Genomic DNA, 25,884 nt, shown 5'->3' with positions numbered 1-25,884 from the left:
CGCCGGTAAGCGTTTAGCATCATTAATGCTTATCCACTACCTGCTGCAGCGCAGGTGACAGGGCAATGGCATGCCCGTGACCAAAGGTTACCATCACCCGGTCAAAATGATTAAGGGCATTGTCTATCTTATCCAGCAGGATGCTGTCCCTCACCATTTTAGAAGCCCGGCCAATGGCGCAGAAACGGCAATTGCCGCCGTTGATGTAGTCAAACAGCTCTATTTGCTCATTCATAGCCAGCTCAAACGGGTGGCCGGTATAACGCTGGTACAGCTGTTTAAAATAAGCGTAGGTGCGTTGGTTTTCCGGTACAGGAAAGCCTTCATCTACAAACCAGTGCCGGATCACTTTATTGTACATTTCCTCAAAGGAGCCATTGCCATAAGCGCCATTCAGGTAGGGGATCACCAATCGCTCCATAAGGTAATATAACAGCAGCTGGTCTGCCGGGTATTTGCGCAGGGTAATGGCAAATTCCAGGCTGTCGCTCAGGTCACCATTCATCATCCGGATGCCGGCTCGGTCGCTCAGGTATTTGAGCGCGCCGGTTTCTCCCTTCCGTGTAATGGCCTCGTTGAAGGTGCTGAAATGCAGGGTGTCCGGTAGCTGGCCGCCTTCGTTAAAGGTCAGCTGGGGCCGCAGTGCATTGAAATAGCTGGTTATCTTCCCGAACTGGGCATGAGCGGTGTCGCGGTTATGGTCGCAGCCTATGAAAACCACCCGTTTAGCACCATGGGACACGTCAATTATATAGGGCGGCCGGATGGTATCCATCATTTTACCTACCGTTACATAGTCGATGGTGGAAAAAGGGGCCTTTGCTGTTTTCCGGGGTGCATGGCAGGCCATTGCCAGGCCAGCCAGCAGTATATACAGGGATTGCCGTGCCATCTGTTATCCTTTTAGCTTAGCCACCAGCGTTATGTATTCTTCCATGGCCTGTTCCCTGGTTTTGCCCTTTTGGCCGGTCCAGGCTTCATGTTTGGCTTTGCCGGCAATATCAAAGAAGTTTTCCGGCGGGGGAATATTCACATCGCCTTCAGTAGCCTGCTTGTACAGGGAGTACAGCTGCAGAAGGATCTCATTGCCTGGTTTTTCGGATAAAGTCTTGCTGTTGGCTACGGCTGCTTCAAATTGTTGTTGTAAATCCATAATGCTGATTTAGCACAAAATATAGGCAAAATTTAAATACCTTTGTGGCTTGAAGTTAGAATAATGAGGTAGGATATAGGAAGTAAGAAACGGCATTAATTACCTTCTTACTGCTTATATCCTACTTCTGTATCAGCAAAGAACATATGAAGAACATACGGAATTTTTGCATCATTGCGCATATTGACCACGGCAAAAGCACATTAGCGGACCGTTTACTGGAGCGTACCAAAACCATTTCTGAAAGGGACATGCAGGCACAGGTGCTGGACGATAAGGACCTGGAACGGGAAAAAGGGATTACCATTAAAAGCCATGCTATCCAGATGAACTATACCCTGGGTAGTGAACAATATGTTTTTAACCTGATTGATACCCCTGGTCACGTGGATTTTTCCTACGAAGTATCCCGTGCGCTGGCTGGCTGCGAAGGCGCCCTGCTGCTGGTAGATGCTACCCAGGGCATTCAGGCGCAAACTATCTCTAACCTGTACCTGGCGCTGGAAAACGACCTGGAGATCATTCCTGTGATCAACAAAATAGATATGGACGGCGCCATGATCCCGGAAGTGAAGGATCAGATCCTGGAGCTGATAGGCTGTAAGGAGGAAGATATCCTGCTGGCATCCGGCAAAACCGGCATTGGCATAGAAGAGATCCTGGAAGCTATTGTAAAGCGCATTCCCGCGCCCAAAGGCTCTTCCGAAGAGCCCCTGCAGGCGTTGATCTTTGATAGTGTGTTCAACTCTTTCCGCGGCATCATCGCTTACTTCCGTGTATACAATGGGGTAGTTAAAAAAGGCGATAAGATCAAGTTCGTAAATACAGGTGAAGAATACTTTGCTGATGAAGTAGGCATACTGCGCCTGGGGCTGGAACCCAGGAATGAAGTGCGGACCGGCGATGTAGGTTATATTATTACCGGCATTAAGAACGCCAAAGAAGTGAAGGTGGGCGATACCATTACCCTGGTATCCAACCCCGGTGTTACTGCTATCCGTGGTTTTGAAGAGGTAAAACCCATGGTATTTGCCGGCATCTTCCCGGTAGAAACAGATGATTTTGAGGAGCTGCGCGACTGTATGGATAAGCTGCAGCTGTATGATGCCTCCCTTACCTATGAGCTGGATTTTGGCTTCCGTTGGGGATTCCTTGGCATGCTGCATTAGGAAATTACCCAGGAGCGCCTGGAGCGGGAGTTTAACCCAACCGTGATCACCACAGTGCCTAACGTGAGCTTTATTGCGCACACTACGCGCAACGAAACGCTGATCGTGAACAATCCCTCTGAAATGCCCGACCCCAGCAGGCTGGAACGCATTGAGGAGCCGTTCATCCGTGCACAGATCATTACCAAACCGGAATATATAGGCAATATTATGACGCTGTGCCTGGGCAAGCGCGGTATACTCATTAACCAGAGTTACCTGACCACTACCCGCGTAGAGCTGATCTTTGAAATGCCGTTAACGGAGATCGTATTTGACTTTTATGATAAGCTGAAGAGCCAAACCCGTGGATATGCTTCATTTGACTACTCGCCCATAGGTTACCGCGATAGCGATATTGTGAAAATGGACATCCTGCTGAATGCAGAAAAGGTAGATGCGCTGAGCGCATTGATACACCGTGGCCGTGCCCAGGATTTTGGCCGCAAGCTGTGTGAGAAGCTGAAAGAATTGCTGCCCCGCCAGCAGTTCCTGATAGCCATACAGGCCGCTATTGGCGCCAAGGTGGTGGCCCGTGAGAACATCAGCGCCATGCGTAAGGATGTAACAGCAAAGTGTTATGGTGGTGATATTTCCCGTAAACGTAAGCTGCTGGAAAAACAGAAAGAAGGTAAGAAACGCATGCGCCAGATAGGCAACGTGGAAATACCACAGGAAGCTTTCCTGGCGGTGCTGAAGCTGGACGACTAAACGAAATTTAAGATCCGATATTGAAAGAGGTAAGTAGGTGCTTACCTCTTTTTTTATCTCATTTTTTCCTATTTTCATCTGGTAAAAGTTAATCATCTCACATCCTGAATTTTATCTCATAACAAATGCGCAGCGTCGTTTCCTGGAGTGGCGGCAAGGATAGCTGTTATGCCATGATGCAGGCAAAGGCAGCAGGTTACCAGCCGGTAGTATTACTGAACATGATGAATGAGAACGGGCAGATCTCCCGCTCTCACGGCCTGCCACATGCCATATTAATGGAGCAGGCATCCATGCTGGAAATGGTGGTGATTACAGTACCTGCCACCTGGGAAAGTTATGAGGAGCGGTTTATTGCGGTACTGCAGCAGCTGGTAGAGATCTACGAAGTAAAGGCCGCTGTATTTGGTGATATTGACCTGCAGCCTCACCGCGACTGGGAGGAAAAAGTATGCGCCGCTGCTGGCATTGAAGCCGTATTGCCTCTGTGGCAGCAGCCCCGCCATAAACTGGTAATGGAAATGCTGCAAAGCGGTATTAAAACCATGATCGTTTCCTGCAACACCCATTTAGGCCCGGATTTTTTGGGCAGGATGCTGGATGAAGACCTGGCAAAAGAGCTGGAAGCCAAAGGAGTGGATGTATGCGGGGAGAATGGCGAGTTTCATACCCTGGTGCTGGATTGCCCGCTGTTCAAACATCCTGTTAGCGTGGGCGCATATACGAAAGTGCAGCATGGGGATTATTGGTTTTTACAATGGAAAAGTGGAAATTTCGTAACTAATAAAATGTAAATTATGAAATCAATTACAAAAGGCGGAGATACCTGGTAAATCATCATCAACTAAGCAAAAATTATTTTATATAGGAAAGAGAAGGTCTTTGATCTTCTCTTTTCGTTTTATGTTACGTGTATCAAAATGATAGCAATAAAAAAGAGAAGGCTTTTGACCTTCTCTTTTTTATTTATTTCAATTATTTAATTGCTTAAGCTAATTGTTGCTGGGGTTTGAAAGCCAGCCGTTTTACCAGGGCATAAGCGCCAAACAGTACAGCGCTATAAAATACATTGCCCATAATGGTATTCAGGAAAAAGCTGCCAAACAGATCGTTCCGGAAGAACGGGATAGCCGCGCCGTAACAGGTAAGCAGCCCGCTGAAAGTGTGCGGATACATATCGCCCAGCGCCCACATACCGGTATTGGAGATCAGGAAGAACAATACCCCGCTGCCAATGGAGGCCAGTAATACGGTAAGCGCATTTACTTTGCGAAGGTTGGTACCTATCCAGGTAATGAATAAAAAGGCGCCGTACACTACAAACATTTGTGCACCATAAAAGCCTTGAATGCTGGTGAACAGCTCAAAACAAATGTCTGTAAGGAACAGGGTAGCCAGCGGTAAAATATAAGCCAGCTTTTTGTTTTTGATAACCACTCCGCCAAACAGGGCGCTGGCGCCAATGGCGTTAAAGTTCCACAGCTGCATTTCATTGGTGATCAAACGGCTTAAACCGACCATTAAGATAAGGCCAACAATGAGCAGTACTTCTGGTAAGGATGTCTTTTGTTTCATTTGTGGTATTTGATGCGTTTTCCGGTATGCGAATTTACGTTAAAATTCCCAATTATGAAACTGGCACGGTTGCCTTGAATACCAGAGCGTTACCGGTCATTTTATAGGTTTCCCCACTGCATACAAATACGGCCTGGCCTTTTTGCAGATCCAGCGTATCGGAGCCGGTAATAGTGGTATTGCCGTTTAGCACCAGCATGATCTCTGCTGCTTTGCTGGTATTGGTATACGTGATACCGGGCTGCAGGGTAATACTGCTTACCACAAAATCCGGGGCAGGGGAATGGTAGATCTTTTCTGCAGGGTCGGCCGCGGGCTCGCCGGTCATGATGTGCGGATGCACGGCTTCAAAGCGGGTATGTTTCAGCAGCTCCTGTACATCAATATGTTTGGGTGTAAGGCCGCCGCGCAGTACGTTATCGGAATAGGCCATCAGCTCTGCGTTCTGCCCTTCCAGGTAAGCATGCGGAATGCCTGCATCCTGGAACACGGCATCGCCGGGCTGGGTTTGTACAATGTTAAAAAAGTAAATGGAAAAAATACCACGGTCCAGGCGTTCCAGGCCCTGCGGGTCATTGACAATAGCCCTGCCGGCCCAGAAAGCAGGATTGTTTTTTTCCAGCTGGCCGGCCTTGTAAGCTGGCAGTATACGGTCTGCCAGCGGGCGCAGCAGGGTATTCACCTGCTCCTGCGGCATTTCCATTACAGTTTTATACAGGCCATAATAACCGTCTTTTTCAAATACGCCTTTCAGGGAAGCAAACTCCGGCACCATTTCCAGGATGGATTGCAGCTTACTTTCCGGCAAAAAGCCATGCAGCAGCCAGAACTCACTCAAGGCCACCATGATCTCCGGTTTATGGTTGGCATCTTTATAATTACGGTTGGCTGCTTTTAAGGGGATGCCTGCTTCATTTTCCCGGGCAAAACCTTTCTCTGCTTCTGTTTTGGTGGGATGCACCTGAATAGACAGCATGTCTTTTACATCCAGGATCTTAAACAGGTAGGGCAGCTCGCCAAAGCGGTCCCATACCTGCTGGCCCACAATAGCCGCGGGTGATTGTTTGATCAGCTGATCCAGCGTGGTGGTTTCCCCGTTCAGGTGAATGGTGGCCGGTGCGCTGGGATGCGCGCCCATCCAGTACTCCGCGCTGGGCTCCTGTTGTTTGGGAATGCCTAATAGTTCCGGGATATAGGTAAAACCGCCCCATGCATAATGTTGTACTTTCCCATCCAGCCGGAATAACTTTTTATCAACTGCAGCCATTTAAGTAGATTTATTTATTGATGAACCATAAAAACCAATCCCAAAAATAGTTGAAAAAATGGCTTCCCATAATGAGCTGGGTAAAAAAGGAGAACAGATCGCACAAAATTACTTACAACAGCAACAGTATACTGTTTTGCACATTAACTGGAAATGGGGGCGGAAAGAGATTGATGTGATTGCGCTGAAAGATGGGCAGCTGGTATTTGTGGAGGTGAAAACGCGTATTAATAGTGTGTTCGGCTGGCCGGAAGAAAAGGTGGATTTTAAAAAGCGACAGTATTTACAGGGCGCTGCAGAAGTGTTCATGGAAAAAAGCGGGCTTACGCCGGTGGCTATACGTTTTGATATTATTGCCATTACGTTTGGAGAGGGAGAAGGGATGGAGGTGATGCATTTTGAGGACGCGTTTTAGAGGATTTCATTGTATTTTAAGTACTACCATTTTGCAATACCAATTCGTAATTAAACATGCTGCGATCCTGTCTGTTCATTATACTAGCCAGCCTGCTGCAATGCAGCCAGAGCCTGGCCCAGAACCAGCCATATTATCAATTTGACAGCAATCTTACCCCCCGCTGGAGCAGCCCTGAAAACCTGAACGGCGTAAAGGGCGCGGGTGGCAAAGCCAATAACGGCGCTAAAGGACATCCCTTTGAATCCATTGCTGCCGGCGCCACAGTTACTTTGCTGAATATACAGGAGGCGGGCATCATCCATCGTATCTGGATCACACTTTCAGACCGCTCACCGGAAATGCTGCGCTCTTTGAAGCTGGAAATGTTCTGGGATAATGAAAGCACACCCGCTGTATCTGTACCGCTGGGCGATTTCTTTGGCGTAGGCCTGGGCAGAACAGCAGTATTTGAGAATGCGCTGTTTGCCAGCCCGGAAGGACGCTCCTTTAACTGTTTTATACCTATGCCATTCAAAAGGGCCGCCCGCATTGTAGTAACCAACAGATCCGGCAGGCCGCTAAGCCATTTCTTTTTTGATGTAGATTATAGCCTGGTAAAAACATGGGATAACAGTAACCTGTACTTTCATGCTTACTGGCACCGTGATACTGCTACCCAGCCGGGTACCGACTTTGAGCTGCTGCCTGCGGTAAAAGGCAAAGGCCGGTTCCTGGGAGTGAATGTGGGCATAAACGCCAATCCTGCATATGGTAAGTTATGGTGGGGAGAAGGAGAGGTGAAAATGTTCCTGGATGGCGACCAGGCATTACCCACGCTGGTGGGCACTGGTACAGAAGATTATATTGGCACCGGGTGGGGGCAAGGCTTTTTTGCTAACCAGTACAGCGGCTGCCTGGTATCCAGCGATTCCCTGCGGCAATGGTGCTTTTACCGTTATCACATCCCGGACCCTATATTCTTCACAAATAGCTGCCGCGTTACACTACAACAAATTGGCGGCGGACCAACAGCTACCGTTATGGCGCTGCAGGAGGCCGGCGCGCGTATGATCCCCATTACCAGCGACTTTGGCGGCCACCAGCAGCCCTTGTATAAAAAAGATAAGGTAGTACGCCTGAAAACCGCCGCGCAGCCTGATTCCTGGACAAACTTTTACCGTTCTGATGATGTATCTGCAACGGCGTATTTCTATTTGGACCGGGCCAAATAAAATAATTACGAATTAAAATGCAGCGGTTAAAGGCCAGGCCTGGATACGTGGCTTTACAAAGAATATAAGGAGCTGGGGATAAGATTAATTACAGGGTATTCAATTACGAATTACGAATTACGAATCAAAACACTGCAGTAAAAGACCTATACTTTGTATCCATCCCTTTACCAACAAAACGCCCTCCATTCGTAATTCGTAATTGACAATTCGTAATTACCTCCACACTCCCGTATAATTCTCCGGTGTGATCGCCTTCAGCTCTTTCTTCAGCGTAGCATTGATCTTTAAACCATCAATAAACTTATGGATGGTTTTTTGATTGATCTGATCCCCGCCGCGGGTAAGCTCTTTTAATGCTTCGTAAGGCTGGGGATAGTTTTCCCGGCGCAGTACGGTTTGAATGGCTTCTGCTACTACGGCCCAGTTGTTTTCCAGGTCCTCTTTCAGCTTGGCCTCATTCAGGATCAGCTTTTCCATACCCTTTTGTATAGAGCGCAGGGCCAGCATGCTGTGGCCAAATGGTACGCCTACGTTGCGCAGCACAGTAGAATCCGTAAGATCGCGCTGCAGGCGGGAGATGGGCAGCTTAGCGCTCAGGTGCTCATACAGCGCATTACCTACACCCAGGTTACCTTCTGCATTCTCAAAATCAATGGGATTTACCTTATGCGGCATAGCGCTGGAACCTACTTCGTTCTTTTTTACTTTTTGTTTAAAGTAATCCATGGATATGTAGGTCCAGATGTCGCGGCAAAGATCTATCAGTACATTGTTAATACGTTTCAGCGTATCAAAGTGGGCGGCCAGGTTATCGTAGTGCTCTATCTGGGTGGTGTAGCGCATACGTTGCAGGTCCAGGGTCGTGTTCACAAATTTATCGGCAAACTTTTCCCAGTTTATTTTAGGGAAAGCTACGTGGTGGGCATTAAAGTTGCCGGTAGCACCGCCGAATTTAGCGGCAAAGGGTATTTCGCCCAGCAGTTTTATCTGTCCTTCCAGTCTTTCCACAAACACCAGGATCTCTTTACCCAGAATGGTGGGCGATGCGGGCTGTCCGTGCGTACGGGCCAGCATGGGGATCTTCATCCAGTTTTTGCCAAATTTCTTAAGCTCCAGCACCAGGTTGGCTATGGCAGGCATGTACAGCTGCTCTACGGCTTCTTTCCAAAGCAGGGGGATAGCGGTGTTGTTAATATCCTGCGAGGTAAGGCCGAAGTGTACCCATTCCAGCTTATCTTCCAGGCCCAGGCTTTTGAGCTCATTCTTCACAAAGTACTCCACGGCTTTTACGTCGTGGTTGGTGATCTTTTCTGTATCCTTGATCAGCTGGGCGTGCTCCAGGGTTAGTTCCTGGTATATTTTCCGCAGGGCAGGCACTTTTGCTTTTGGCAACGTAAATACCTTTAGTTCCGCCAGGGCAATAAAATATTCTATTTCTACCAGTACACGGTAACGGATCAACGCGTATTCGGAAAAATAGGGGGCCAGCTCTTCCAGTTGCTTACGGTAACGACCGTCCAATGGTGAAATGGCGGTTAAAGGTTGTAGTTGCATAATATTTTAGCTTAATTTTGCGGGCCACAAAAATACAGAAATTGGAACGGAAAGTAAAAGTAGCGGCAGTAAGTTATTTGAATACCAAGCCTTTGTTGTACGGTTTCAGGGGACATGCAGTAATGAAGATGATGGAGTTATCGATGGATTACCCGGCGGTGATTGCCAGGCAGTTAATTGAAGGCAGCGTGGATGTGGCGCTGGTACCGGTGGCTGTGATCCCCAAAATGCAGGAGCAGCATATTATTTCAGATTTTTGCATAGGAGCGGAGGGGCCGGTGGCCTCTGTATGCCTGTTCAGCGAAGTACCGCTGCAGCATATTAAACGTATTTACCTGGATTACCAGAGCCGTACTTCCGTAGCCTTACTGAAGCTGCTGGTACGCGATTTCTGGCGGCTGGATGTGGAGCTGGTGGAAACCAGCGGCGATTACCAGCACCTGATCAAAGACCACGATGCCGGTTTGGTAATAGGCGACCGGGCGCTGGCACAACGCCATCACTCCCCCTACATTTACGACCTGGCTGAAGCCTGGATGCGCTTTACCAGCCTGCCTTTTGTATTTGCAGCCTGGGTAAGCAACAAACCGCTGCCAGTGGAGTTTATACAGGAGTTTAACAACGCCAATAGCATAGGCATTCACAATATACCGGCCGTAGTAGCGGAAAACCCATACCCGCTGTTTGATCTTACGGCTTATTACACAAAACATATCAGCTACCCGCTAACGCCGGCCAAGCGGCAGGGCATGCAAAAGTTCCTGGGATATTTACAGTAATGCGCTTTTACCCTGAACATCATGCGGTTTTACCCTAAAATGTATGCGCTTTTAATAGGAGCTGCACATGGGATTCACATGAGAATCACACGGAGTGCACACGGGAAGCACAGGGAGTACGCATGGGAATATTGCCTGCCCGGATAGGTCTATACCTGCCCAGATTATTAACAAAGTGTAAACCTATATTAGGCCAAGACCCTCTGTAATGGGTACGTTATTCGTACGTAATTCGTGCGCAATTCGGGTGCAACCCGTGCGCAACCCGTGCCCGGCTTTTCTCTTAAACCTTACAGGAATACAGGTTAGCTATTTTTTTCTTATCTTCCTGCAAATACTATGTCATGAAGATCGGTATCCTGGGTAGTGGGGCCGTGGGGCTCACTTTAGGCACCGGGTTTGTAGGAATGGGCCACCATGTCATTATTGGAACTCGTAATCCCGCTAAAGAATCATTACAACAATGGTTAAAGCGGCAGGGCCCTCTTGCCAGCATTGCGCCATTCCGGGAAGCAGCCGCCTCGGGGGAGATCATTATTTTATGTGTAAGCTGGATAGGCGCTAAAAGCGCTATAGAACAAGCCGGGATCTGGAACTTCAAAGGTAAGATAGTGGTGGATGTTACTAACCCGCTGGATGGGAAAGGACCGGATGAGGAAGGCCGCTTATCCTTTGTGAGCGGGCTAAAATCCTCCGGGGAGCAGATCCAGGCCTGGTTACCACCGGATACCAGTGTCGTAAAGGCCCTGAGCTGTGTGGGGCATGAGATCATGTTCCAGCATAAGGATAACAGTGAAAACCCTACTATGTTTATTTGCGGTAATAATGATGAAGCCAAAAAAGTGGTTACCGATATGCTGCACCAGATGGGCTGGGAAGATGTGGCGGATATGGGAAAGATAGTAATGAGCCGTTATATAGAGCCCCTGGGTATTTTATGGAGCGCTTACGGCTACCGCACCGGGAACTGGAGCCATGCATTTAAGCTGGTGAAGAAAACGGATTAAATGTGCGGATGTGCAAATATGCAGTTGTGCAGATGAGGAATGCAGGAGTATTATACAATTAGATAAATAAAAAATGTCCGGACAGCATCCGGACATTTTTTTTATCTGCACATCTGCATATTTGCACATCTAATTCGGTTCCTTCATCTCCTTCACTGATTTCATTTCCCGCACTTTAATATAGAACTGCTTATCTACCTTAAACAGTTTCTGATCTATATAACTCAGGTTGTCTGTAGCCCAGCGGGTACCGGGGTGAATGAACTGGTAGTTGTTTTCGCCCACTGTTACCTTTACCGGCATATCAAAGTTAGGGATGGAGGATTTCCAGCGGTGATACAGCACCTGGCCTACAATGCGGTATTGCAGCTCCGGCAGGGTAGTATCGCGCAGGTACTGGTCAAAGGTCTTACGCAGGTCTTTGCCGGTTTTTGCGCAAATATAACGTTCTATGTCGCTGCCGTTCACGGTTTTGTGCCCAAAATCCGTATTCATACCGCGCAGCAGCTGGCGGAATTCTTCATCATTATCAATGATCAGGCGGATCATATGTATCAGCGTGCCGCCTTTGTAGTACATGTCGCCGGAACCTTCGTTATTCACGTTATAGGTGCCAATAATAGGACGGTCATTCTTAATGTTTTTACGGCAGCCCATCAGGTATTCTGTACCGGCTTCCCTGCCAAATTCACATTCGGTGAACAGGGTTTCGGAATAGTTGGTAAAGCTTTCGTGCACCCACATATCTGCTATGTCGTTGGTAGTAATGTTGTTACCAAACCATTCGTGGCCGCTTTCGTGCACAATAATAAAATCCCATTTCAGCCCCTGGCCGGTACCGGAAAGGTCGCGGCCCTTGTAGCCCATCTGGTAACCATTGCCATAGGCCACGGCGCTCTGGTGCTCCATGCCCAGGTGGGGTGCATCTACCAGCTTATAGCTGTCTTTGTAAAAAGGATATTTCCCGAACCAGTACTCAAAACACTGCATCATTTTGGGTACTACCTCAAAATGTTTTTTGGCTTTTTCCAGGTTGTAATCCAGCACCCAGTAGTCCAGGTCCAGCTTACCGCCTTCGCCGTTATATACATCCTTAAACTCTTTGTAGTAGCCAATGTTCAGGGCCACATCGTAGTTATTAATAGGGCTGTTCACTGCCCATACATAGGTAACGGTACTATCGGCATTGGGTATACGCAGTTTCAGGCGGCCGTTGGATACATCTGTGAGATCCTTGGGTACAGTTACGTTAATGTTCATGTATTCCGGCTCATCGCTCTGGTGGTCTTTATTAGGCCACCATACACTGGCGCCCAGGCCCTGGCAGGCAGTAGCTATCCAGGGGCGTCCCAGAGAGTCGCGGGTCCATACTACGCCGCCATCCCAGGGGGCATTAATGGCTTTGCGGGGCTGCCCATGGTAAAACACGGTTATTTTACGCTGGGTGCCTTTCTTTTGAGCATTGGGGAATTTTATGAAGTAGGCGTTGCTGTCGCGGTCAAAGGCCAGCTTGGTTTGTTTCGTGATCTTTAAACTATCAATATCCACCACCACGCTGTCCATGATCATAGGATACTGCAGATCTATCTGCATAACGCTATCCTGCTGCAGCACCTTATAGGTAATGGTATTATAACCTTTAAAGGAGCTGTCCTGGGGGGTAACGGTTACATACAGGTCGTAACCCACCACGTCCCACCAGGCACGCTGGGGGGTAATAGAACCCCGGAGGGTGTCCGCATGAGAGAATTTAGTCTGGATCGTCTCTTTAAAATGCGATTTTTGTTGCTGGGCTCCGGCATGCAGCGCCATTATCAAAGCCAAGAAAAACATAGGTATGCCACGCATCATATTCAGAATCGTATTTTGAACCCGAAAGATATTAATTTACAGTGTAAAATGTAAAACCTTACATGTAAATGACGGCTAACAAACGTAAAAGTACCTCCGTTATTGTATTAATAAATTGTGTTATCTCTGCTTTTACTTTTGTAATGGCCTGCCAGCCGGATCACCGTTCCAATACCCAGGTATTCCGGTTTAATCATACAGATGGCCTGTCGTCACTGGATCCTGCTTTTGCCAAAAGCCAGGCTATTATGTGGGCCATTCACCAGGTGTACAGTACCCTGGTGGAGCCGGATACCCAGATGATCATCCGGCCATTGCTGGCTACCCGCTGGGAGGAGAGCGCCGACCACACCACCTTTACCTTTTACCTGCGGCCGGATGTATACTTCCATGATAATGAAGCTTTTGTGAACGGCAAAGGCCGGCGTATGACGGCACAGGATGTGGTGTACAGCTTTCGCCGTATTATGGACCCGGCCACTGCATCGCCGGGGGCGTGGATCTTTAACGGCAAGGTAGATCCGGAAAAAGGTTTCAAAGCGCTGAATGATACCGTGTTCCAGCTAAAGCTGTTACAACCTTTTCATCCTATACTGGGTATCCTGAGCATGCAGTACTGCTCTATTGTACCTAAAGAGGTAGTGGAAAAATACGGGGCCGATTTCCGGCGTCATCCCTGTGGTACCGGGCCTTTCCGGTACTTTGACTGGGACGAGGGGCAGGCCCTGATCCTGCACCGCCACCCACGCTATTTTGAAAAAGATGCACAGGGAAAACCCCTGCCTTACCTGGATGCCGTGAAAATGACCTTCCTGGATAATAAGGCTACCGAATTCCTGCTGTTCCGCCAGGGGCAGCTGGATTTTATGAACGACCTGGATGCTTCTTTTAAAGATGAGGTGCTTACCAAAACAGGCCAGCTTAAAAAGGAATGGAATGGTAAAATGGTGCTGTCTAAAACGCCATACCTGAATGTGGAGTACCTGGGTTTTATGCTGGACAGCAGCCAGGCAGCGCTGAAACAATCGCCCACACGGCTAAAAAAAGTACGGCTGGCCATTAACTACGGGTTTGACCGTACGAAAATGATGACCTACCTGCGCAACAGCATAGGCGTACCTGCCAATGCAGGTTTTGTGCCCCGTGGCCTGCCTTCTTTTGATGCAGCTAAAGTAAAAGGTTATACCTATGATCCTGCCCGCGCACGCCAGCTGCTGCAGGAAGCAGGTTTCCCGGAAGGGAAGGGGCTGCCCCTGATACGCCTGCTCACCATCCCGGTGTATGCAGATCTCTCTAACTATATAGCCAACCAGCTGCAGGAGCTGGGTATTCCCGTACAGGTGGAGGTGGTGCAAAAAAGCCTGCTGCTGGAGCAAACAGCCAAATCGGCCGCCCTGTTCTTCCGGGGCAGCTGGATAGCCGATTACCCGGATGCTGAAAGCTTCCTGGCGTTCTTTTATGGTAAAAATCCCGCGCCGCCTAACTACACACGGTATAATAACCCGGCGTTTGACAAGTTATATGAGCAGGCCTTGCAGGAAACCAATGATTCCCTGCGCTATGAGCTGTACCGGCAAATGGACCAGCTAATAGTGCAGGACGCGCCGCTGGTGCCTGTTTTTTATGATGAAGCGGTGCATTTTATACAACCTAATGTGAAGGGGCTGAGGGAAGGTGGATTGAACATGCTGGAACTAAGATGGGTAAAGATGGCCGAGTAGCAGACCAGGCCCTGGTTGCGGGCCCTGCCGGGCCTCTACTATTTAACATTTCATTGCACTGGCTTCCAATATTTTAAACTACCTTTGACCTCTAATACTCATTTTTTAAAGTTAAAGGTTAATGATAGCAATTCTGATCTTCTTCTGTGTGCATTGGTTCTTTTCATTGTTCTTTCACACATTTTTCTTACACCGGTATGCATCTCACCAGATGTACACCACCAGCAAAGGCTGGGAGCGTGTATTCTACTTTGCCACCTGGTTTTTCCAGGGCTCTTCCTACCTGGTTCCAAGAGCGTATGGTGTAATGCACCGTATGCATCATGAATATAGCGATACTGAACATGACCCGCATTCTCCCCACTTCTTCAAAGATGTTTGGAGCATGATGGTGCGTACCCGCCAGATCTATAACGACATTTTAAATCGTAAGAATGTGCCGGATGCCAAGTTCACCGATGAGCCGTTACCGGAATGGGATGCTATGGACCGCGTTGGCGACCATATACTGACCCGCCTGGCATTTGCTTTTAGCTACATTGGTTTTTACGTGGCTTTTGCCCCCAGCTTCTGGTGGTACCTGCTGCTGCCTATCCACTTCCTGATGGGTCCTGTACAGGGCGCAGTAGTGAACTGGTGCGGTCACAAGTATGGTTACAGTAACTTTAATAATGGTGACCATTCCAGGAACTCATCTCCCTGGGGTATTATCCTGTTAGGTGAGCTGTTCCAGAACAACCACCACAAGTTTAAAGACAGCCCCAACTTTGCCAAGAAATGGTTTGAGCTGGATCCTACTTACCCCGTAATGAAAGTTATGAACTGGGTAGGCATTATTAAGCTGAAGAGTGCCAGAGTGAAAAGGGCTACGTTTAAGGCTGCTGCGTAACGATGTGCAGATAGTTAAATAGGTATAGAAGCCGAAAGGCTAATAATATAAATGTCCGGGTGATAATATCATCCGGACATTTTGTTTTATAAGTAGCTCAGCCAGCGCCAGTTCTGGTGCCGTTGTTTATACCCTGCATACCATTTGCACAGTGGGTACAGGGTTGCTACCAGCAGCAGCCAGATCACATACACCGCTGCCAGGGATACCCCGTAATGGCCTTTCAGCTTTGCAGTGTCCGTAATAAAATTATAGGTAAGCATAAAGCGAAGCGGGTGGCCCATAACCACGCCAATGATAATACCAATGATATGGATAATGTGAAAGTGCAGCACATAATAAAAGAACGGCACCCGCCCGAAATATACAAGCGGATTGGTGGGCCGGAGGGGTTTATCCGCAATAAACGACAGTAAGAGCAGCACCGGCCCCAAAGTAATCAGCGTAAACAATAAGGATGGCGGATACTTCTGTACATTAAAGAAGATCATGAGGGTTTGCAGTGCATTAGCGCCTGGTTTCCATGGAGTGGGGTTGCCGTAAACATTACTATACCGCAATATTAAAAACAGTAAAATAGCGGCCAGCCCAATATAACGCAACAGGCGTTTGCGTTTGTGAGGATCGTAACCCGGGCGGAACAACATGCCCAGCCCATACCCGCAAAGTAATACCCCCAGCCAGGCCAGCACAGGATAACCTATGAAAATAATAAAACCGTGGGTGGGCAGCATGTTGGGAACATTTACAAAGCTCCAAAGCACCTGCGCCACAGAGCCCGGCGCAAACCGGATCCCATCCAGCACATTATGGCCAAAAACAATGATCAGGCCCAGCACCGGCAGCAGGCGTTCCGGCAGGTAAATGAGTAGCGCAAGTATCATCATACTCACACCCATGGCAGACAGTACGCCAAATAGCCCTGTGTTAGGTGAAAAAGACCAGCCAAAGCTCATAATCACCATGTCCACAAATATCAGCCATAAGCCGCGGGTAAGCAGGAACCAGGACAGCGCCGGTTTGGTGCGCCGGGTGCCCATCAGGTAAGCGGATGCACCGGCCAGCATTACAAATGTAGGCGCGCAAAAATGTGTGATCCAGCGGGTGGCATAAAGCAGTACAGTGGTTTTGGTTTCATCCAGCGGATTAAAGAACAGGACATCTGCATGTAACAGGTCGCGGACATGGTCCAGCGCCATAATGAACATTACCAGGCCCCGCAGGAGATCAATAGATACATTGCGTGGAGAAGCAGGGATAGCAGTAGTTGTCATGCTACAGGTAGGTTTACTTTAAGTTAGGAATTCAGCATAAATAATTGATGATTATTATGATGAAGGGCGATTGACCAGGCTATATATGGATGAGGATCAGATTGTTAGAAGCAACTGGCCGGTGGCTGAGGACGTGGAGCAAATTATCAACCTGATATATATGGTTATTTATATATTTGTGTGTATAGATTAAACAATGCTGAAGAACATTTATCAATCCAGGAGCAACGCAGGTCATTTATTCAGTATTAATGCGGTTGCATTTGTGATGACCTTTATAGTGCTGTATGTAATAGTATTAATTGAGATGGCATTGGTATTTAACTCGCCGTTACCGGTTAACTGGCCCTACTGGATAGGGCAGATCTACTGGTTTTTACCAGCCATTACGCTTTACCCGGTTATTTATTACAAAATGAAAAGGCATTACAAGCACGATAATTCTGCAAAAGCCAAAAGTTATTTAGTGGCATTTGCCATCGTGCTACTAAGTACAGGTTTTGGTTGGGTGTTGGGTCATTTTACTAACTCCTGAACGGCTTAAACTGGCTGGTGCCTGCTATGGCCAGCATGGCTTTATCCCCGCTGCTATCACCGTAGGCAAAAATATTTTCAAACAGCTCCAGGTCGTATTCATTCTTAATACGGCATACTTTCTCATCTCCATTACAATTAAGTCCCAATATGTTACCCGTCAGCTGCTCATTTTTTACTTCCAGCTGGGTAGCAATGCAGGTGATGTTCATTTTCTCACACCAGGGGCCTACCCAATCCTGTGCAGAGGCGGTTACTATTACTACCTGGTGTCCTTTTTCCTGGTGCTCTTTAATAGCTGCCAGTGCGCCGGGGCGTATGAGCGCAGGCAGGCGTTCCCGGCAAAAGGCAGCGCATTTTTCCCGAAAAGTGCTTACTGCTGCACCTTTAAAAAAGTAGCGCAAAAAGATCTCTTTCATGGTGTGGCTGGATACCAGCTTTAATTTAAACAGCACCAACAGGGGGGATAACAGCAGGAAACCCAGGTATAAAGCCCCGCTGCCTTTCTGGTAGCGGATCACTTCAAACATGGTATCCTTAGTAGTGATAGTACCATCAAAATCAAAGAAAGCGATCGTTTGCTTCATATTTAATTGTAAGATTGGCAGGTCATTAACAGCTGATAATCAATCAAAATTAAGCATTAATCATTATCAGCTAATTACTTGCAGGCAGCTATTTTATAATTTTAATTTTTTGAAGATAAACTCAGGTATATACTTAATAATCAACATTATATAACGCCAAAACCATTTTACATACAGCACATTTTTCTTTGCCCTGGCAGCCTTTACAATAGCGCTGGCCACGTCTATAGGCTGGGCAGTTAAAAGGGGAGGCAGCGTTAATCCTTCCGTCATGCGGGTATATACAAATCCCGGTTGTACGGTCATTACATGCACACCATTATGAAAAAGGCGGTTGCGCAGGCCGCTCAGGTAAGCGGTAAAACCGGCTTTGGCGCTGCCGTATAAATAATTGCTCTGGCGGCCACGCTCGCCGGCTACTGAGCTAATACCTATAATAGTACCCTGGTGGCGAGCAGCATAATCTGCAGCTACCACGTTCAGGATTGAAACGGCGCCGGTATAGTTGGTGTGAATAATACGGCTGGCTTCCTGCCAGCTGGTTTGCCCCAGCTCCTGATCGCCCAGGTAGCCGAACACGCATATAGTAATATCGGGCTTTACCGGCAGGCTTTCGTAAAAGGCAGGGTGGCTGGCAAAATCAACCGCATCAAAAGCATGGGAGCTGGCGTTTATGCCATAGCGTATGCGCAGGTCATTTTCCTGTGCCTGTAAAAAAGAGGTATTGCGGGCGGCCAGCTGCACATCGTACTTTTCAGCGGCAAACTGACGGGCCAGGGCTACAGCCATATCGGATCCTGCACCCAGAATTAAAACAGTCATCTTTATAATTAAGAATGAAGAATTAAGAATTAATAATCATGGGCACCATTACCCCGCGGGATTGCTAATGCTCCAATGCAGCGGTGCTTTTGACCGGTTTTACTGTTTTGAATGATTAATGAATGAAGTTGAAAGAACTATAATGAAGTAACAGTTAATTATTTAACCACTGCCTCCCTGATCATTAATTCTTCATTATTCATTATTAATTCTGACGGCTGTGCCGTCAGCAGCAGGCGGTCCGACTGTAAAGAACGGAAGCGGTTATTGCGGTTGTATTGTTTTACGATCCCTGCAAAACGTTGTACGTGAGGATAACTTTGCCAGAACACTTCCTGTTTCATGCGGGCATCCTTGGAAAGGTACAGGCGGCCGCCGTATTGCAGCACCAGGGCATCCAGCTCGTCCAGGAACTCAAATAAACCTTTGCGCACGGGAAAATCCAGCGCCAGGGTATAACCCTCCATAGGGAAGGAGATGAGGTTATCCTGCTGGCCAAATACCTTCAGCACGGCCAGGAAAGAGCCCAGGCCTTTACTGCTGATGCGTTGCAGGATCTCTACCAGGCCCTGTTTCTGATCCATGGGCAGCACAAACTGGTATTGTACAAAACCAGCTTTGCCATAACCCCGGTTCCAGTGCAGGAAAGCATCCAGCGGGTAAAAGAAGGGTTCGTAAGACACCACATTATTGATCTCCCGTTTGGTGTTCTTGGCATAATACAGCCAGTTGAACGCCTTTACGGTAAAGGTGTTCAGCACAAATGACGGCAGGTTGAAAGGGATGGTGAGCTTCTTTTTGGAGGGCAGCTGCAGGGGAGCCTGCGCTTGTTGGGGCGATAGTTCCGCTTTGGCAGCATGCTCGCCCAGTATTAAAATACTCCGGCCAAAGGAATCGCCTTTCTGCAGGCAATCTATCCAGGCTACGGAATAGGTATAGTGCTTGTTTTCCTCGAACAGGCGGATTACTTCGTCCAGGTTGCGGGCTTTGATCTGCTTCTGTTTTATATAAGAGGTTTCCACTTTCTTCAGGCGGAACAGCACCCGGGTAATAATGCCGGTAAGGCCCATGCCGCCGCAGGTAGCCCAGTACAGGTCGGGCTCCTGGTCAGGGGAGCAGGTGATAAGCCCCTGGGAGGTGATCACATCCATAGACACCACCTGGTTGGAAAAGGCGCCATCTACGTGGTGGTTCTTGCCATGCACATCAGAGGCTACTGCGCCGCCAACAGTAATGAACTTGGTGCCGGGAGTAACCGGCAGGAACCAGCCTTTGGGCACTATAATGTCCAGGATCTGGTCCAGCGTAACGCCGGCCTGGCATTCAAACAGGCCCTTTTCAATATCAAAGCTCAGAACTTTATCATATTTAAGGGTAGAGATGCTGTGTGCGCCCAGGGATGCATCTCCATAACAACGTCCGTTTCCCCGCGCAATGAGGGGTGTTTGTGTGTGAAGCAGGTCCTGTAACTGATCTTCCCTGGAGAAAGTGCTTTCTTCGCTTGCTACTACAGGATAATTGCCCCAATTTGCTAACCGTTTTTGCATTAGTTAAAAAAACTTTTGTTTGCCGGTAAATAAATGATCACATAAAAACTTAGGATCCACAGGGCTATGGTTAACTGTATGAAGCGGTCTTTGTACAGGATCTTAGTGGGAGAACCAGTATTGTTCTCTACGTAGGTTATTTGCAAATATCGTAATAATCCTGCAATAACAAAAAGGGTGGTGTAAAAAAGGCGGTGGGTACCAAAGCGCACAATGGTTACCGGGTCAAGCGTGTACATGAGGTAACACACAATGATCACGGCAGACAATAAGGCCAGTGTTACGTTCATGAAATCCATGTTATATCCTTTGGCGGCTTTGCGCATTTCCTGGCCGGATACCTGTTTAATGATCACATCATCCCGGCGTTTGGCTACTGCCATGAACAGCGCCAGCAGGAACACCATTACTATGAGCCAGGAGGATACCGCGGTGCCGGAGGCAATACCGCCCGCCTTAATACGCAGCACAAAACCAATGGAAAGAATAATGATGTCCAGGATGGAAATATTCTTTAACCCAAGTGAGTATAACAGGTTTAAAATAAAATAGATACTTACTACGAACAGGAATTTTGGTTTAACATACCAGGCCAGTCCCAGCCCTATGATCATACACACTACAAACAGCACCAGGCCGGCTGTGGGGGATACTGCGCCGGAGGCCAGGGGGCGTTTGCATTTAACCGGGTGCGCACGGTCCGCTTCTATATCCTTGTAATCATTTATAATATAGATACTGCTGGCCGTAAGGCTAAACGCAAAAAAGGCGGCTAAAAGATGCCCGATGGTAGATAGATAAAATAGTTCTCCCGCAAAAAAGAGGGGAATAAACAAGAACAGATTTTTGACCCAATGATGAGGCCTGAGTAGTTTCAGATATTGCACGGGGATGAACAGATGTTAATACGGGGGGCAAGATACAATTTTAAGCGGAAAGCTGAAAGCATAAAGCTTAACGCTGAATGCTAAACGCTTAACGCTTAGTACTTCGGAGGTGTTGGAATTACTGTAAATACATTGGATGCCAAATGCTTAATACGCAATGCCGGGAAGTAATGGCTGCAGCGTTTAGCGTTATGCGTTATGAAATACACTGAATGCCAAATACTTAATACGCAATGCCGGGGAAATAAGGGCCGCAGCGTTAAGCGTTCAGGGTTCGGCATTCAGCTTTCTCCTTTAAGCTTTGCGCTTTCCGCTAATAAAACTACTTTTACGCCTTCAAAAGCATAAAAACCCCCATTATGTTGTCCGGGTCATCCCTTTACCAGAAACGTACTGTTTTTACTGTTATTGAATGTGTGCTGATCATTGGCCTGGCGCTGGTGCCCCTGTTCACTACTTTTCCTTACCGGGTTAATATCTTTTTGTCGTGGGAAGGCGCCTACCGTATGTCCATCGGGCAAATGCCCTATAAGGATTTTGGTACGCCGCTGGGTTATGGCTTCTGGCTGATACCATCCCTGTTCTTCCGCATATTTGGCCCGCAGCTGATCTCACTCGTAAAAGCGCAGGTGTTCATTAATATTATGGCGGGATTTGCTTTCCGCTCCATTTTAAAACGCCTGAACATAGAGCCGGCCATACGGGCTTTATCTGTAATGGTGTTTGTGCTGTCTTATTCCTTTTTCAACTTCTGGCCCTGGTATAACCATACGGTAATTGTGTATGAGCTGGTGGGCTTAGCCTTCCTGTTCCAGTACATAACCCGCCCGGGGCAAAAGCTGCGTTTCCTGTACCTGCTGCTGGCAGCCCTGTTCACCTTCCTGTCTATTTTTACCAAGCAGGATGGGGGCGGACTGGCCCTGCTGTTATGCCTGGCGCTGTTATTATATAATAGTATCCATGAAAAGCGCTGGTGGGAGATCCCTGCGTTCCTAGGCTGTTATTTCCTGGTGGCCGCCATTGTAATAGGCCCGCTGCTGCCGCATGGTTTTGGATACTGGTATAACCACGGGCAGCCCCCGCACAATTCCCGCCTGGCAGTAACGGATTTTGCAGAAGAGATCCTGGGGGGTTCCCAGTGGATCAAGTTTTACCTGGTGCTCATGGTGTTATGCCTGGTACCATCCCTGCGCAATTTTAAAGCTTTCTGGCAAAACAAAACGGCCATGCTGTTTACCCTGCTTACGCTGGGTATACTGGCAGAGGCAGCCCTGTTCCAGGTAACCAGCTATACCCCGCCGGATAACAACATCTTCTTCCATAGCTTTGTCTTTGCATTCCTGTGCACACATTTTGCCGGCATGCAGCATATTGACCTGGGCCGCCGTAATGCCTTTTTAAGCAGTGCGCTGCTGGTGCTGCTGTGGTGGTCTGGTGTGTTCTGGAAATACATTGACCGTATTTTTCAGCGAATATTCCCGGCTCCTACAGAAATGGTGCAGGGCGCACCGGACCCGAATGCAGAGAATGTGGTATCCCGCCGGAACTTTATGCTGAATACAGATACTACCCGGGACGTGCCTACTGCTGAATGGATCTTCTCTGACCTGCCAGGATTTAAGAAAATATACATGCCGCCATCTACTGTACATGGTATGGAGCGTTTGATGGCTATGCCTGTGGTAAAGGAAAAGAAAGATAGTATTAAAGTGTTGAATATGACGGAGTTAACGCCCCTGGCTTATGCTATGCCCTTTAAGCCGGAAACCGGGGAGGATTACCCGCTGTGGTACCACCTGGGCGTGGGCATGTTTAACCGGCAGCTGGCAGCCTTCAAGGAAAAAGTACAACAGCACCACTACGACATTATCCTATATGAATATGCACCCGGGTTGAACAACTTTTTTCCCTTTGCCTTAAGACCTGAGCTGAAACAACATTATAAACAGGTAGATGAATTCCTGGCGCCTCGCCGCCCTACCAATGCTATTATAGAGGTGTATGTAAAACCGTAAGAATGCTGAATGCCTAACGCTTAACGCTATAGCCTTCAGCAAAATGCAAGCAGCGTTAAGTATTCAGCGTTAAGCCTTTAGCATTCATTCGTAATTTTTTTTCGCATGTACCCAACCTTCAGGCATTTATCCCCTGTCTATACTATCAGGGCCGGTGATATTGCCTGTCTGCTGTATGCTTAATCTGAAAGAAACTGCCGTTTAACTTATCCGACCATACGGACCATTCCAATCAAACACACGGTCAGCTGGACCAACTATTGGCCGGTTGCCGCAGTAATGACCGTTTGTGCCAGGAGAAGTTATACTACCTGTTCTTTGACCGGATGCTGGCAGTAATAAGGCGGTACACCAGTGACCGGGACAAGACAACTGATATTTTGAACAACGGTTTCCTGCGGGCATTTACTAAAATAGCCCAGTACCAGCAAACCGGTAGTTTTGAAGGATGGCTGCGCCGTATTATGGTGCACGCAGTTGCAGATTATTTCAGGAACGGGGCCGGACAAACAAAAGAGCAAATGCCGGGAGAGCTGCCGGGGGATCTGGCCATTACCACAGAGAGCAATACACTGGAATATAAGGACCTGCTGCTGGTATTGCAGCAGCTGCCGCCTACAACGAGGATCGTGATCAACTTATTTATCATAGAGGGCTATTCACATAAAGAGATCGCTGAACTGCTGGGCATCAGCACCGGCACAACCAAATGGCATGTGGCAGAGGGGAAGCGTTTGCTGCAACAGTATATAGCACCACCATCGTCATTAAAGCGCAATATGAATGGATGATCAGCACAAACATATTGAAGACTGGCTGAAAGCGGCTGCGCAACAACCTGTGCCGGATGATACCGGCATGGAAGCAAAGCAGCAGGCCTGGTCCCAAATGGCCAGCCTGCTGGATAATGCCGCTGTGCCTGTGCCTGCGCAGGAGCCGTCACCGCTGCCGAAACCCTGGTTTGCCACGGGCCAGGGTATGCTGTGGTTAGCAGCTGCAGCGGCAGCGGTGGGGCTGGTTGCGCTGGTGGTATATTTGCAGGTAAATCGTCATCAAACAACAGAAAGTAAAGAACAGCAAAGAGTTGTACAGGAGAATGTGAGTACGGTAACCGCGAATGAGCTCAATGGTGATACATTAAATACGGAAAAGAAAACCGATCCGGCTGTTGGAAATAATGGGGGAGCTACCGTATACGGATCAACGGAAAGTGATACGATAGATGAGGATAACAGGGGAGCTGCCCAGGACGGACATACAGCAGCCGGTATAAATGGTGATGATAGATCTTATGGCTTGCCGGTGGGTGCAGGCAGATTGGTTACCCGGGTAGTGCCGCAGGGTAATAAGCTGTGGAGTGGAGTAACAGCTGGTGCGGAAAAAAGAACGGGCGAAAAGGGTAGGGATGCTGCCCTGGTTTCCGGTGCAGGTGGTATGGATTCAGGCATCGATGAAAAAGCTGCTAAGGAGGAATTATCAAATACTACTCAACCTGCTGTAAAAGAAACAGATACGGCGCTATCTTCAAATAATTTAATAAATAAGCCTGCTGCTAAAAGTACATTACCGGCCGGGGAAAGATCATCTTCAGAAAAGGCTAATACTAATAAGACAGTTCTACCTGCAAACCAGGGAAATAACGGGAATAATAGAAAAATAAATAATAAACCGGGCGGCCTGCCAACGGCAGATAAAACCACTGACCTGGCAGCCAACATGCCGGGTAACACTGTCAATACTTCAAAACATCCTTATGTAAAAGCTGGTAAGGCAAAACCTGGTGATGTTCTAAAGCCAACGCAACCAGCCGGTAGTGTTTCCAGCGAAGAGACAGCCGGCAAAACCAAACCAGGCCTGGTAAAAGCACCTCAAACCGGCCATCCTGATAATACTAACAAAACCCAGCCATCCGCCGTTATAAGCAGTCCTACATATACAAACCAACCGGGCAAAACATCCTTTGCCATAAAAAATGCAACAGGCACACCTAACACCGTGGTATTACAACCCTTACGCACGGTGAATGCATTTCCCATACGCCTGCCCGCCCTGCCATTAAACAGCCGGGAGCGGCAGATAAACTTTATCACAGCAGCTCTTAGAGATCCTGTAAATAATCCGGAGGCTATAATTGGCGGCCTGGCCTTACAGGCAGGTTTCGTATATCCATTGAGTATTGGCGTAACAGCGGGAGACAGCGGCACAACCAAACCCGGGAACGGATTGGGCTTTAAGCTGGGCGCCTTATATGCATTTCCAATAGCCCGGGGTTTATACCTGCAGCCAACATTAAGCGCTTCGTACCTCACCGGCTTTGGTAAAACATTCAGCCACACTGCTGTTAACAGAAAGCAGGGGACAGATAGCTCAGGCGCAGCCTCAGGTGAATACAAAACGGACAGCACCATTACACCTTATACTGTAAAAAGCACTTTTGTGGGTGGGGCAGGGGTAAATGTTGCCTATGTTATAAATAAATGGATCTTCAGCACCGGGCTTACCTATCAATATGCTTTACCCTCAGGCACCAAAGGCACACCGGAAACGCGTACGCACACAGATAGCCTGCAAAGCATACCTGCAGGCAGCACACCAGCCTTCAGCAAGCAGCAGCTACCGGGTATGCATACGCTTAGCTGGAGCCTGGACGCAGGTTATTTCATCCGTCCCCGTATACAGGTAGGAGTAAGCTACAGGGCCATCCTGCTGCGCTCTGCCGGCAACAGCGGCTTTGCAAAGCCGGTACAACCCCTGCAGGATAAACAGCTGGAATTTTACATACGCGTACCGCTAAGGAAATAAAATATTTTGGTGCAGATACCCAACCTCCGGCAATGAAGCTGCTGTCTATATAAGTGTAATCAAACCATA

At 48.1% G+C, this 25,884-nt stretch carries 22 protein-coding genes and 1 pseudogene; 12 read left to right on the top strand and 11 right to left on the bottom strand.

Annotated features, from left to right (window positions below):
- Positions 1–22: 22 nt before the first annotated feature.
- On the bottom strand, positions 23–892 hold the full coding sequence (locus KVT36_RS25520) for a hypothetical protein (RefSeq protein ID WP_217606274.1): 870 nt from the start codon (positions 890–892) through the stop codon (positions 23–25).
- A gap of 3 nt (positions 893–895) precedes the next feature.
- The gene (locus tag KVT36_RS25515) at positions 896–1,153 is read right to left on the bottom strand and encodes an acyl-CoA-binding protein (protein ID WP_217606273.1); all 258 of its coding nucleotides are present in this window, start codon (positions 1,151–1,153) and stop codon (positions 896–898) included.
- Between the two features lie 146 nt (positions 1,154–1,299).
- Between KVT36_RS25515 and lepA the strand changes: the two are divergent.
- Positions 1,300–3,072, top strand: a pseudogene (gene lepA, locus KVT36_RS25510) (translation elongation factor 4).
- Positions 3,073–3,197: 125 nt separating this feature from the next.
- Complete coding sequence (locus tag KVT36_RS25505; RefSeq protein WP_217606272.1) at positions 3,198–3,866, top strand: diphthine--ammonia ligase; 669 nt, start codon at positions 3,198–3,200, stop codon at positions 3,864–3,866.
- A gap of 193 nt (positions 3,867–4,059) precedes the next feature.
- Here the strand turns inward: KVT36_RS25505 and KVT36_RS25500 are convergent, their stop codons facing one another.
- Together KVT36_RS25500 and manA are read right to left on the bottom strand one after the other, a co-directional pair.
- Positions 4,060–4,647, bottom strand: coding sequence for a DUF6580 family putative transport protein (locus KVT36_RS25500; RefSeq protein WP_217606271.1), 588 nt, complete (start codon positions 4,645–4,647; stop codon positions 4,060–4,062).
- Between the two features lie 52 nt (positions 4,648–4,699).
- Positions 4,700–5,914: a mannose-6-phosphate isomerase, class I gene (gene manA, locus KVT36_RS25495; protein ID WP_217606270.1), complete on the bottom strand. Its 1,215-nt coding sequence runs from the start codon at positions 5,912–5,914 to the stop codon at positions 4,700–4,702.
- Between the two features lie 58 nt (positions 5,915–5,972).
- On the opposite strand from manA, the gene KVT36_RS25490 reads away from it, so the two are divergent.
- Positions 5,973–6,329 (top strand): YraN family protein, encoded by a 357-nt coding sequence (locus KVT36_RS25490; protein WP_217606269.1) that lies wholly within the window; start codon positions 5,973–5,975, stop codon positions 6,327–6,329.
- 56 nt (positions 6,330–6,385) lie between these two features.
- Positions 6,386–7,543, top strand: coding sequence for a glycoside hydrolase family 172 protein (locus KVT36_RS25485; protein WP_217606268.1), 1,158 nt, complete (start codon positions 6,386–6,388; stop codon positions 7,541–7,543).
- Positions 7,544–7,759: 216 nt separating this feature from the next.
- Here KVT36_RS25485 and purB read toward each other — a convergent pair whose 3' ends face one another.
- A complete protein-coding gene (gene purB / locus KVT36_RS25480; protein WP_217606267.1) occupies positions 7,760–9,100 on the bottom strand; it encodes an adenylosuccinate lyase in 1,341 nt (446 codons plus the stop codon).
- Positions 9,101–9,141: 41 nt separating this feature from the next.
- Between purB and KVT36_RS25475 the strand changes: the two genes are divergently transcribed.
- Positions 9,142–9,879, top strand: a complete 738-nt coding sequence (locus tag KVT36_RS25475) for a menaquinone biosynthetic enzyme MqnA/MqnD family protein (protein WP_217606266.1) — start codon at positions 9,142–9,144, stop codon at positions 9,877–9,879.
- 344 nt (positions 9,880–10,223) lie between these two features.
- A complete protein-coding gene (locus KVT36_RS25470; protein WP_217606265.1) occupies positions 10,224–10,886 on the top strand; it encodes an NADPH-dependent F420 reductase in 663 nt (220 codons plus the stop codon).
- A gap of 129 nt (positions 10,887–11,015) precedes the next feature.
- Here the strand turns inward: KVT36_RS25470 and KVT36_RS25465 are convergent, their stop codons facing one another.
- Positions 11,016–12,719 carry a M1 family metallopeptidase gene (locus KVT36_RS25465; RefSeq protein WP_254640196.1) on the bottom strand — a complete coding sequence of 568 codons (1,704 nt, stop codon included), beginning with the start codon at positions 12,717–12,719 and terminating at the stop codon, positions 11,016–11,018.
- Positions 12,720–12,805: 86 nt separating this feature from the next.
- On the opposite strand from KVT36_RS25465, the gene KVT36_RS25460 reads away from it, so the two are divergent.
- Positions 12,806–14,458 (top strand): ABC transporter substrate-binding protein, encoded by a 1,653-nt coding sequence (locus tag KVT36_RS25460; RefSeq protein WP_254640195.1) that lies wholly within the window; start codon positions 12,806–12,808, stop codon positions 14,456–14,458.
- 121 nt (positions 14,459–14,579) lie between these two features.
- Positions 14,580–15,347 carry an acyl-CoA desaturase gene (locus KVT36_RS25455; protein ID WP_217606264.1) on the top strand — a complete coding sequence of 256 codons (768 nt, stop codon included), beginning with the start codon at positions 14,580–14,582 and terminating at the stop codon, positions 15,345–15,347.
- A gap of 86 nt (positions 15,348–15,433) precedes the next feature.
- On the opposite strand, the gene KVT36_RS25450 is transcribed toward KVT36_RS25455, so the two are convergent.
- Positions 15,434–16,621 (bottom strand): DUF1624 domain-containing protein, encoded by a 1,188-nt coding sequence (locus KVT36_RS25450; protein WP_217606263.1) that lies wholly within the window; start codon positions 16,619–16,621, stop codon positions 15,434–15,436.
- Positions 16,622–16,817: 196 nt separating this feature from the next.
- Here KVT36_RS25450 and KVT36_RS25445 point away from each other — a divergent pair, with 196 nt between their 5' ends.
- Positions 16,818–17,156, top strand: a complete 339-nt coding sequence (locus KVT36_RS25445; protein WP_217606262.1) for a hypothetical protein — start codon at positions 16,818–16,820, stop codon at positions 17,154–17,156.
- Here the strand turns inward: KVT36_RS25445 and KVT36_RS25440 are convergent.
- From KVT36_RS25440 to KVT36_RS25425, 4 genes are all read right to left on the bottom strand, one after another.
- Positions 17,146–17,742 carry an HAD-IB family hydrolase gene (locus KVT36_RS25440; protein ID WP_217606261.1) on the bottom strand — a complete coding sequence of 199 codons (597 nt, stop codon included), beginning with the start codon at positions 17,740–17,742 and terminating at the stop codon, positions 17,146–17,148. The genes KVT36_RS25445 and KVT36_RS25440 overlap by 11 nt on opposite strands.
- Positions 17,743–17,835: 93 nt before the next feature.
- On the bottom strand, positions 17,836–18,564 hold the full coding sequence (locus tag KVT36_RS25435) for an SDR family oxidoreductase (protein ID WP_217606260.1): 729 nt from the start codon (positions 18,562–18,564) through the stop codon (positions 17,836–17,838).
- Positions 18,565–18,722: 158 nt separating this feature from the next.
- Complete coding sequence (locus KVT36_RS25430) at positions 18,723–20,111, bottom strand: FAD-binding oxidoreductase (RefSeq protein WP_217606259.1); 1,389 nt, start codon at positions 20,109–20,111, stop codon at positions 18,723–18,725.
- Complete coding sequence (locus tag KVT36_RS25425; RefSeq protein ID WP_217606258.1) at positions 20,111–20,998, bottom strand: decaprenyl-phosphate phosphoribosyltransferase; 888 nt, start codon at positions 20,996–20,998, stop codon at positions 20,111–20,113. Before KVT36_RS25425 ends, KVT36_RS25430 begins: the two co-directional genes overlap by 1 nt.
- A gap of 359 nt (positions 20,999–21,357) precedes the next feature.
- Here KVT36_RS25425 and KVT36_RS25420 point away from each other — a divergent pair, with 359 nt between their 5' ends.
- The 3 genes from KVT36_RS25420 (at position 21,358) to KVT36_RS25410 (ending at position 25,815) form a co-directional block, all read left to right on the top strand.
- Positions 21,358–23,013, top strand: coding sequence for a hypothetical protein (locus KVT36_RS25420; protein ID WP_217606257.1), 1,656 nt, complete (start codon positions 21,358–21,360; stop codon positions 23,011–23,013).
- A 260-nt stretch (positions 23,014–23,273) separates the two neighbouring features.
- On the top strand, positions 23,274–23,804 hold the full coding sequence (locus KVT36_RS25415; RefSeq protein WP_217606256.1) for an RNA polymerase sigma factor: 531 nt from the start codon (positions 23,274–23,276) through the stop codon (positions 23,802–23,804).
- Positions 23,797–25,815 (top strand): autotransporter outer membrane beta-barrel domain-containing protein, encoded by a 2,019-nt coding sequence (locus KVT36_RS25410; protein ID WP_217606255.1) that lies wholly within the window; start codon positions 23,797–23,799, stop codon positions 25,813–25,815. Before KVT36_RS25415 ends, KVT36_RS25410 begins: the two co-directional genes overlap by 8 nt.
- Positions 25,816–25,884: the final 69 nt, after the last annotated feature.

The sequence above is a fragment of the Chitinophaga sp. GbtcB8 genome (assembly GCF_019091455.1).
Lineage (GTDB): Bacteria > Bacteroidota > Bacteroidia > Chitinophagales > Chitinophagaceae > Chitinophaga.
Note: the sequence above shows the minus strand (reverse complement) of the source record. Positions and strands in the feature narration are given on the sequence as shown.

Bases quoted from the DNA above. Each gene is read 5' to 3' on its own strand.
- KVT36_RS25520 (WP_217606274.1), bottom strand. From the start codon at position 892: ATGGCACGGCAATCCCTGTATATACTGCTGGCTGGCCTGGCAATGGCC.
- KVT36_RS25515 (WP_217606273.1), bottom strand. From the start codon at position 1,153: ATGGATTTACAACAACAATTTGAAGCAGCCGTAGCCAACAGCAAGACT.
- KVT36_RS25505 (WP_217606272.1), top strand. From the start codon at position 3,198: ATGCGCAGCGTCGTTTCCTGGAGTGGCGGCAAGGATAGCTGTTATGCC.
- KVT36_RS25500 (WP_217606271.1), bottom strand. From the start codon at position 4,647: ATGAAACAAAAGACATCCTTACCAGAAGTACTGCTCATTGTTGGCCTT.
- manA (WP_217606270.1), bottom strand. From the start codon at position 5,914: ATGGCTGCAGTTGATAAAAAGTTATTCCGGCTGGATGGGAAAGTACAA.
- KVT36_RS25490 (WP_217606269.1), top strand. From the start codon at position 5,973: ATGGCTTCCCATAATGAGCTGGGTAAAAAAGGAGAACAGATCGCACAA.
- KVT36_RS25485 (WP_217606268.1), top strand. From the start codon at position 6,386: ATGCTGCGATCCTGTCTGTTCATTATACTAGCCAGCCTGCTGCAATGC.
- purB (WP_217606267.1), bottom strand. From the start codon at position 9,100: ATGCAACTACAACCTTTAACCGCCATTTCACCATTGGACGGTCGTTAC.
- KVT36_RS25470 (WP_217606265.1), top strand. From the start codon at position 10,224: ATGAAGATCGGTATCCTGGGTAGTGGGGCCGTGGGGCTCACTTTAGGC.
- KVT36_RS25465 (WP_254640196.1), bottom strand. From the start codon at position 12,719: ATGTTTTTCTTGGCTTTGATAATGGCGCTGCATGCCGGAGCCCAGCAA.
- KVT36_RS25460 (WP_254640195.1), top strand. From the start codon at position 12,806: ATGACGGCTAACAAACGTAAAAGTACCTCCGTTATTGTATTAATAAAT.
- KVT36_RS25455 (WP_217606264.1), top strand. From the start codon at position 14,580: ATGATAGCAATTCTGATCTTCTTCTGTGTGCATTGGTTCTTTTCATTG.
- KVT36_RS25450 (WP_217606263.1), bottom strand. From the start codon at position 16,621: ATGACAACTACTGCTATCCCTGCTTCTCCACGCAATGTATCTATTGAT.
- KVT36_RS25445 (WP_217606262.1), top strand. From the start codon at position 16,818: ATGCTGAAGAACATTTATCAATCCAGGAGCAACGCAGGTCATTTATTC.
- KVT36_RS25440 (WP_217606261.1), bottom strand. From the start codon at position 17,742: ATGAAGCAAACGATCGCTTTCTTTGATTTTGATGGTACTATCACTACT.
- KVT36_RS25435 (WP_217606260.1), bottom strand. From the start codon at position 18,564: ATGACTGTTTTAATTCTGGGTGCAGGATCCGATATGGCTGTAGCCCTG.
- KVT36_RS25430 (WP_217606259.1), bottom strand. From the start codon at position 20,111: ATGCAAAAACGGTTAGCAAATTGGGGCAATTATCCTGTAGTAGCAAGC.
- KVT36_RS25420 (WP_217606257.1), top strand. From the start codon at position 21,358: ATGTTGTCCGGGTCATCCCTTTACCAGAAACGTACTGTTTTTACTGTT.
- KVT36_RS25410 (WP_217606255.1), top strand. From the start codon at position 23,797: ATGGATGATCAGCACAAACATATTGAAGACTGGCTGAAAGCGGCTGCG.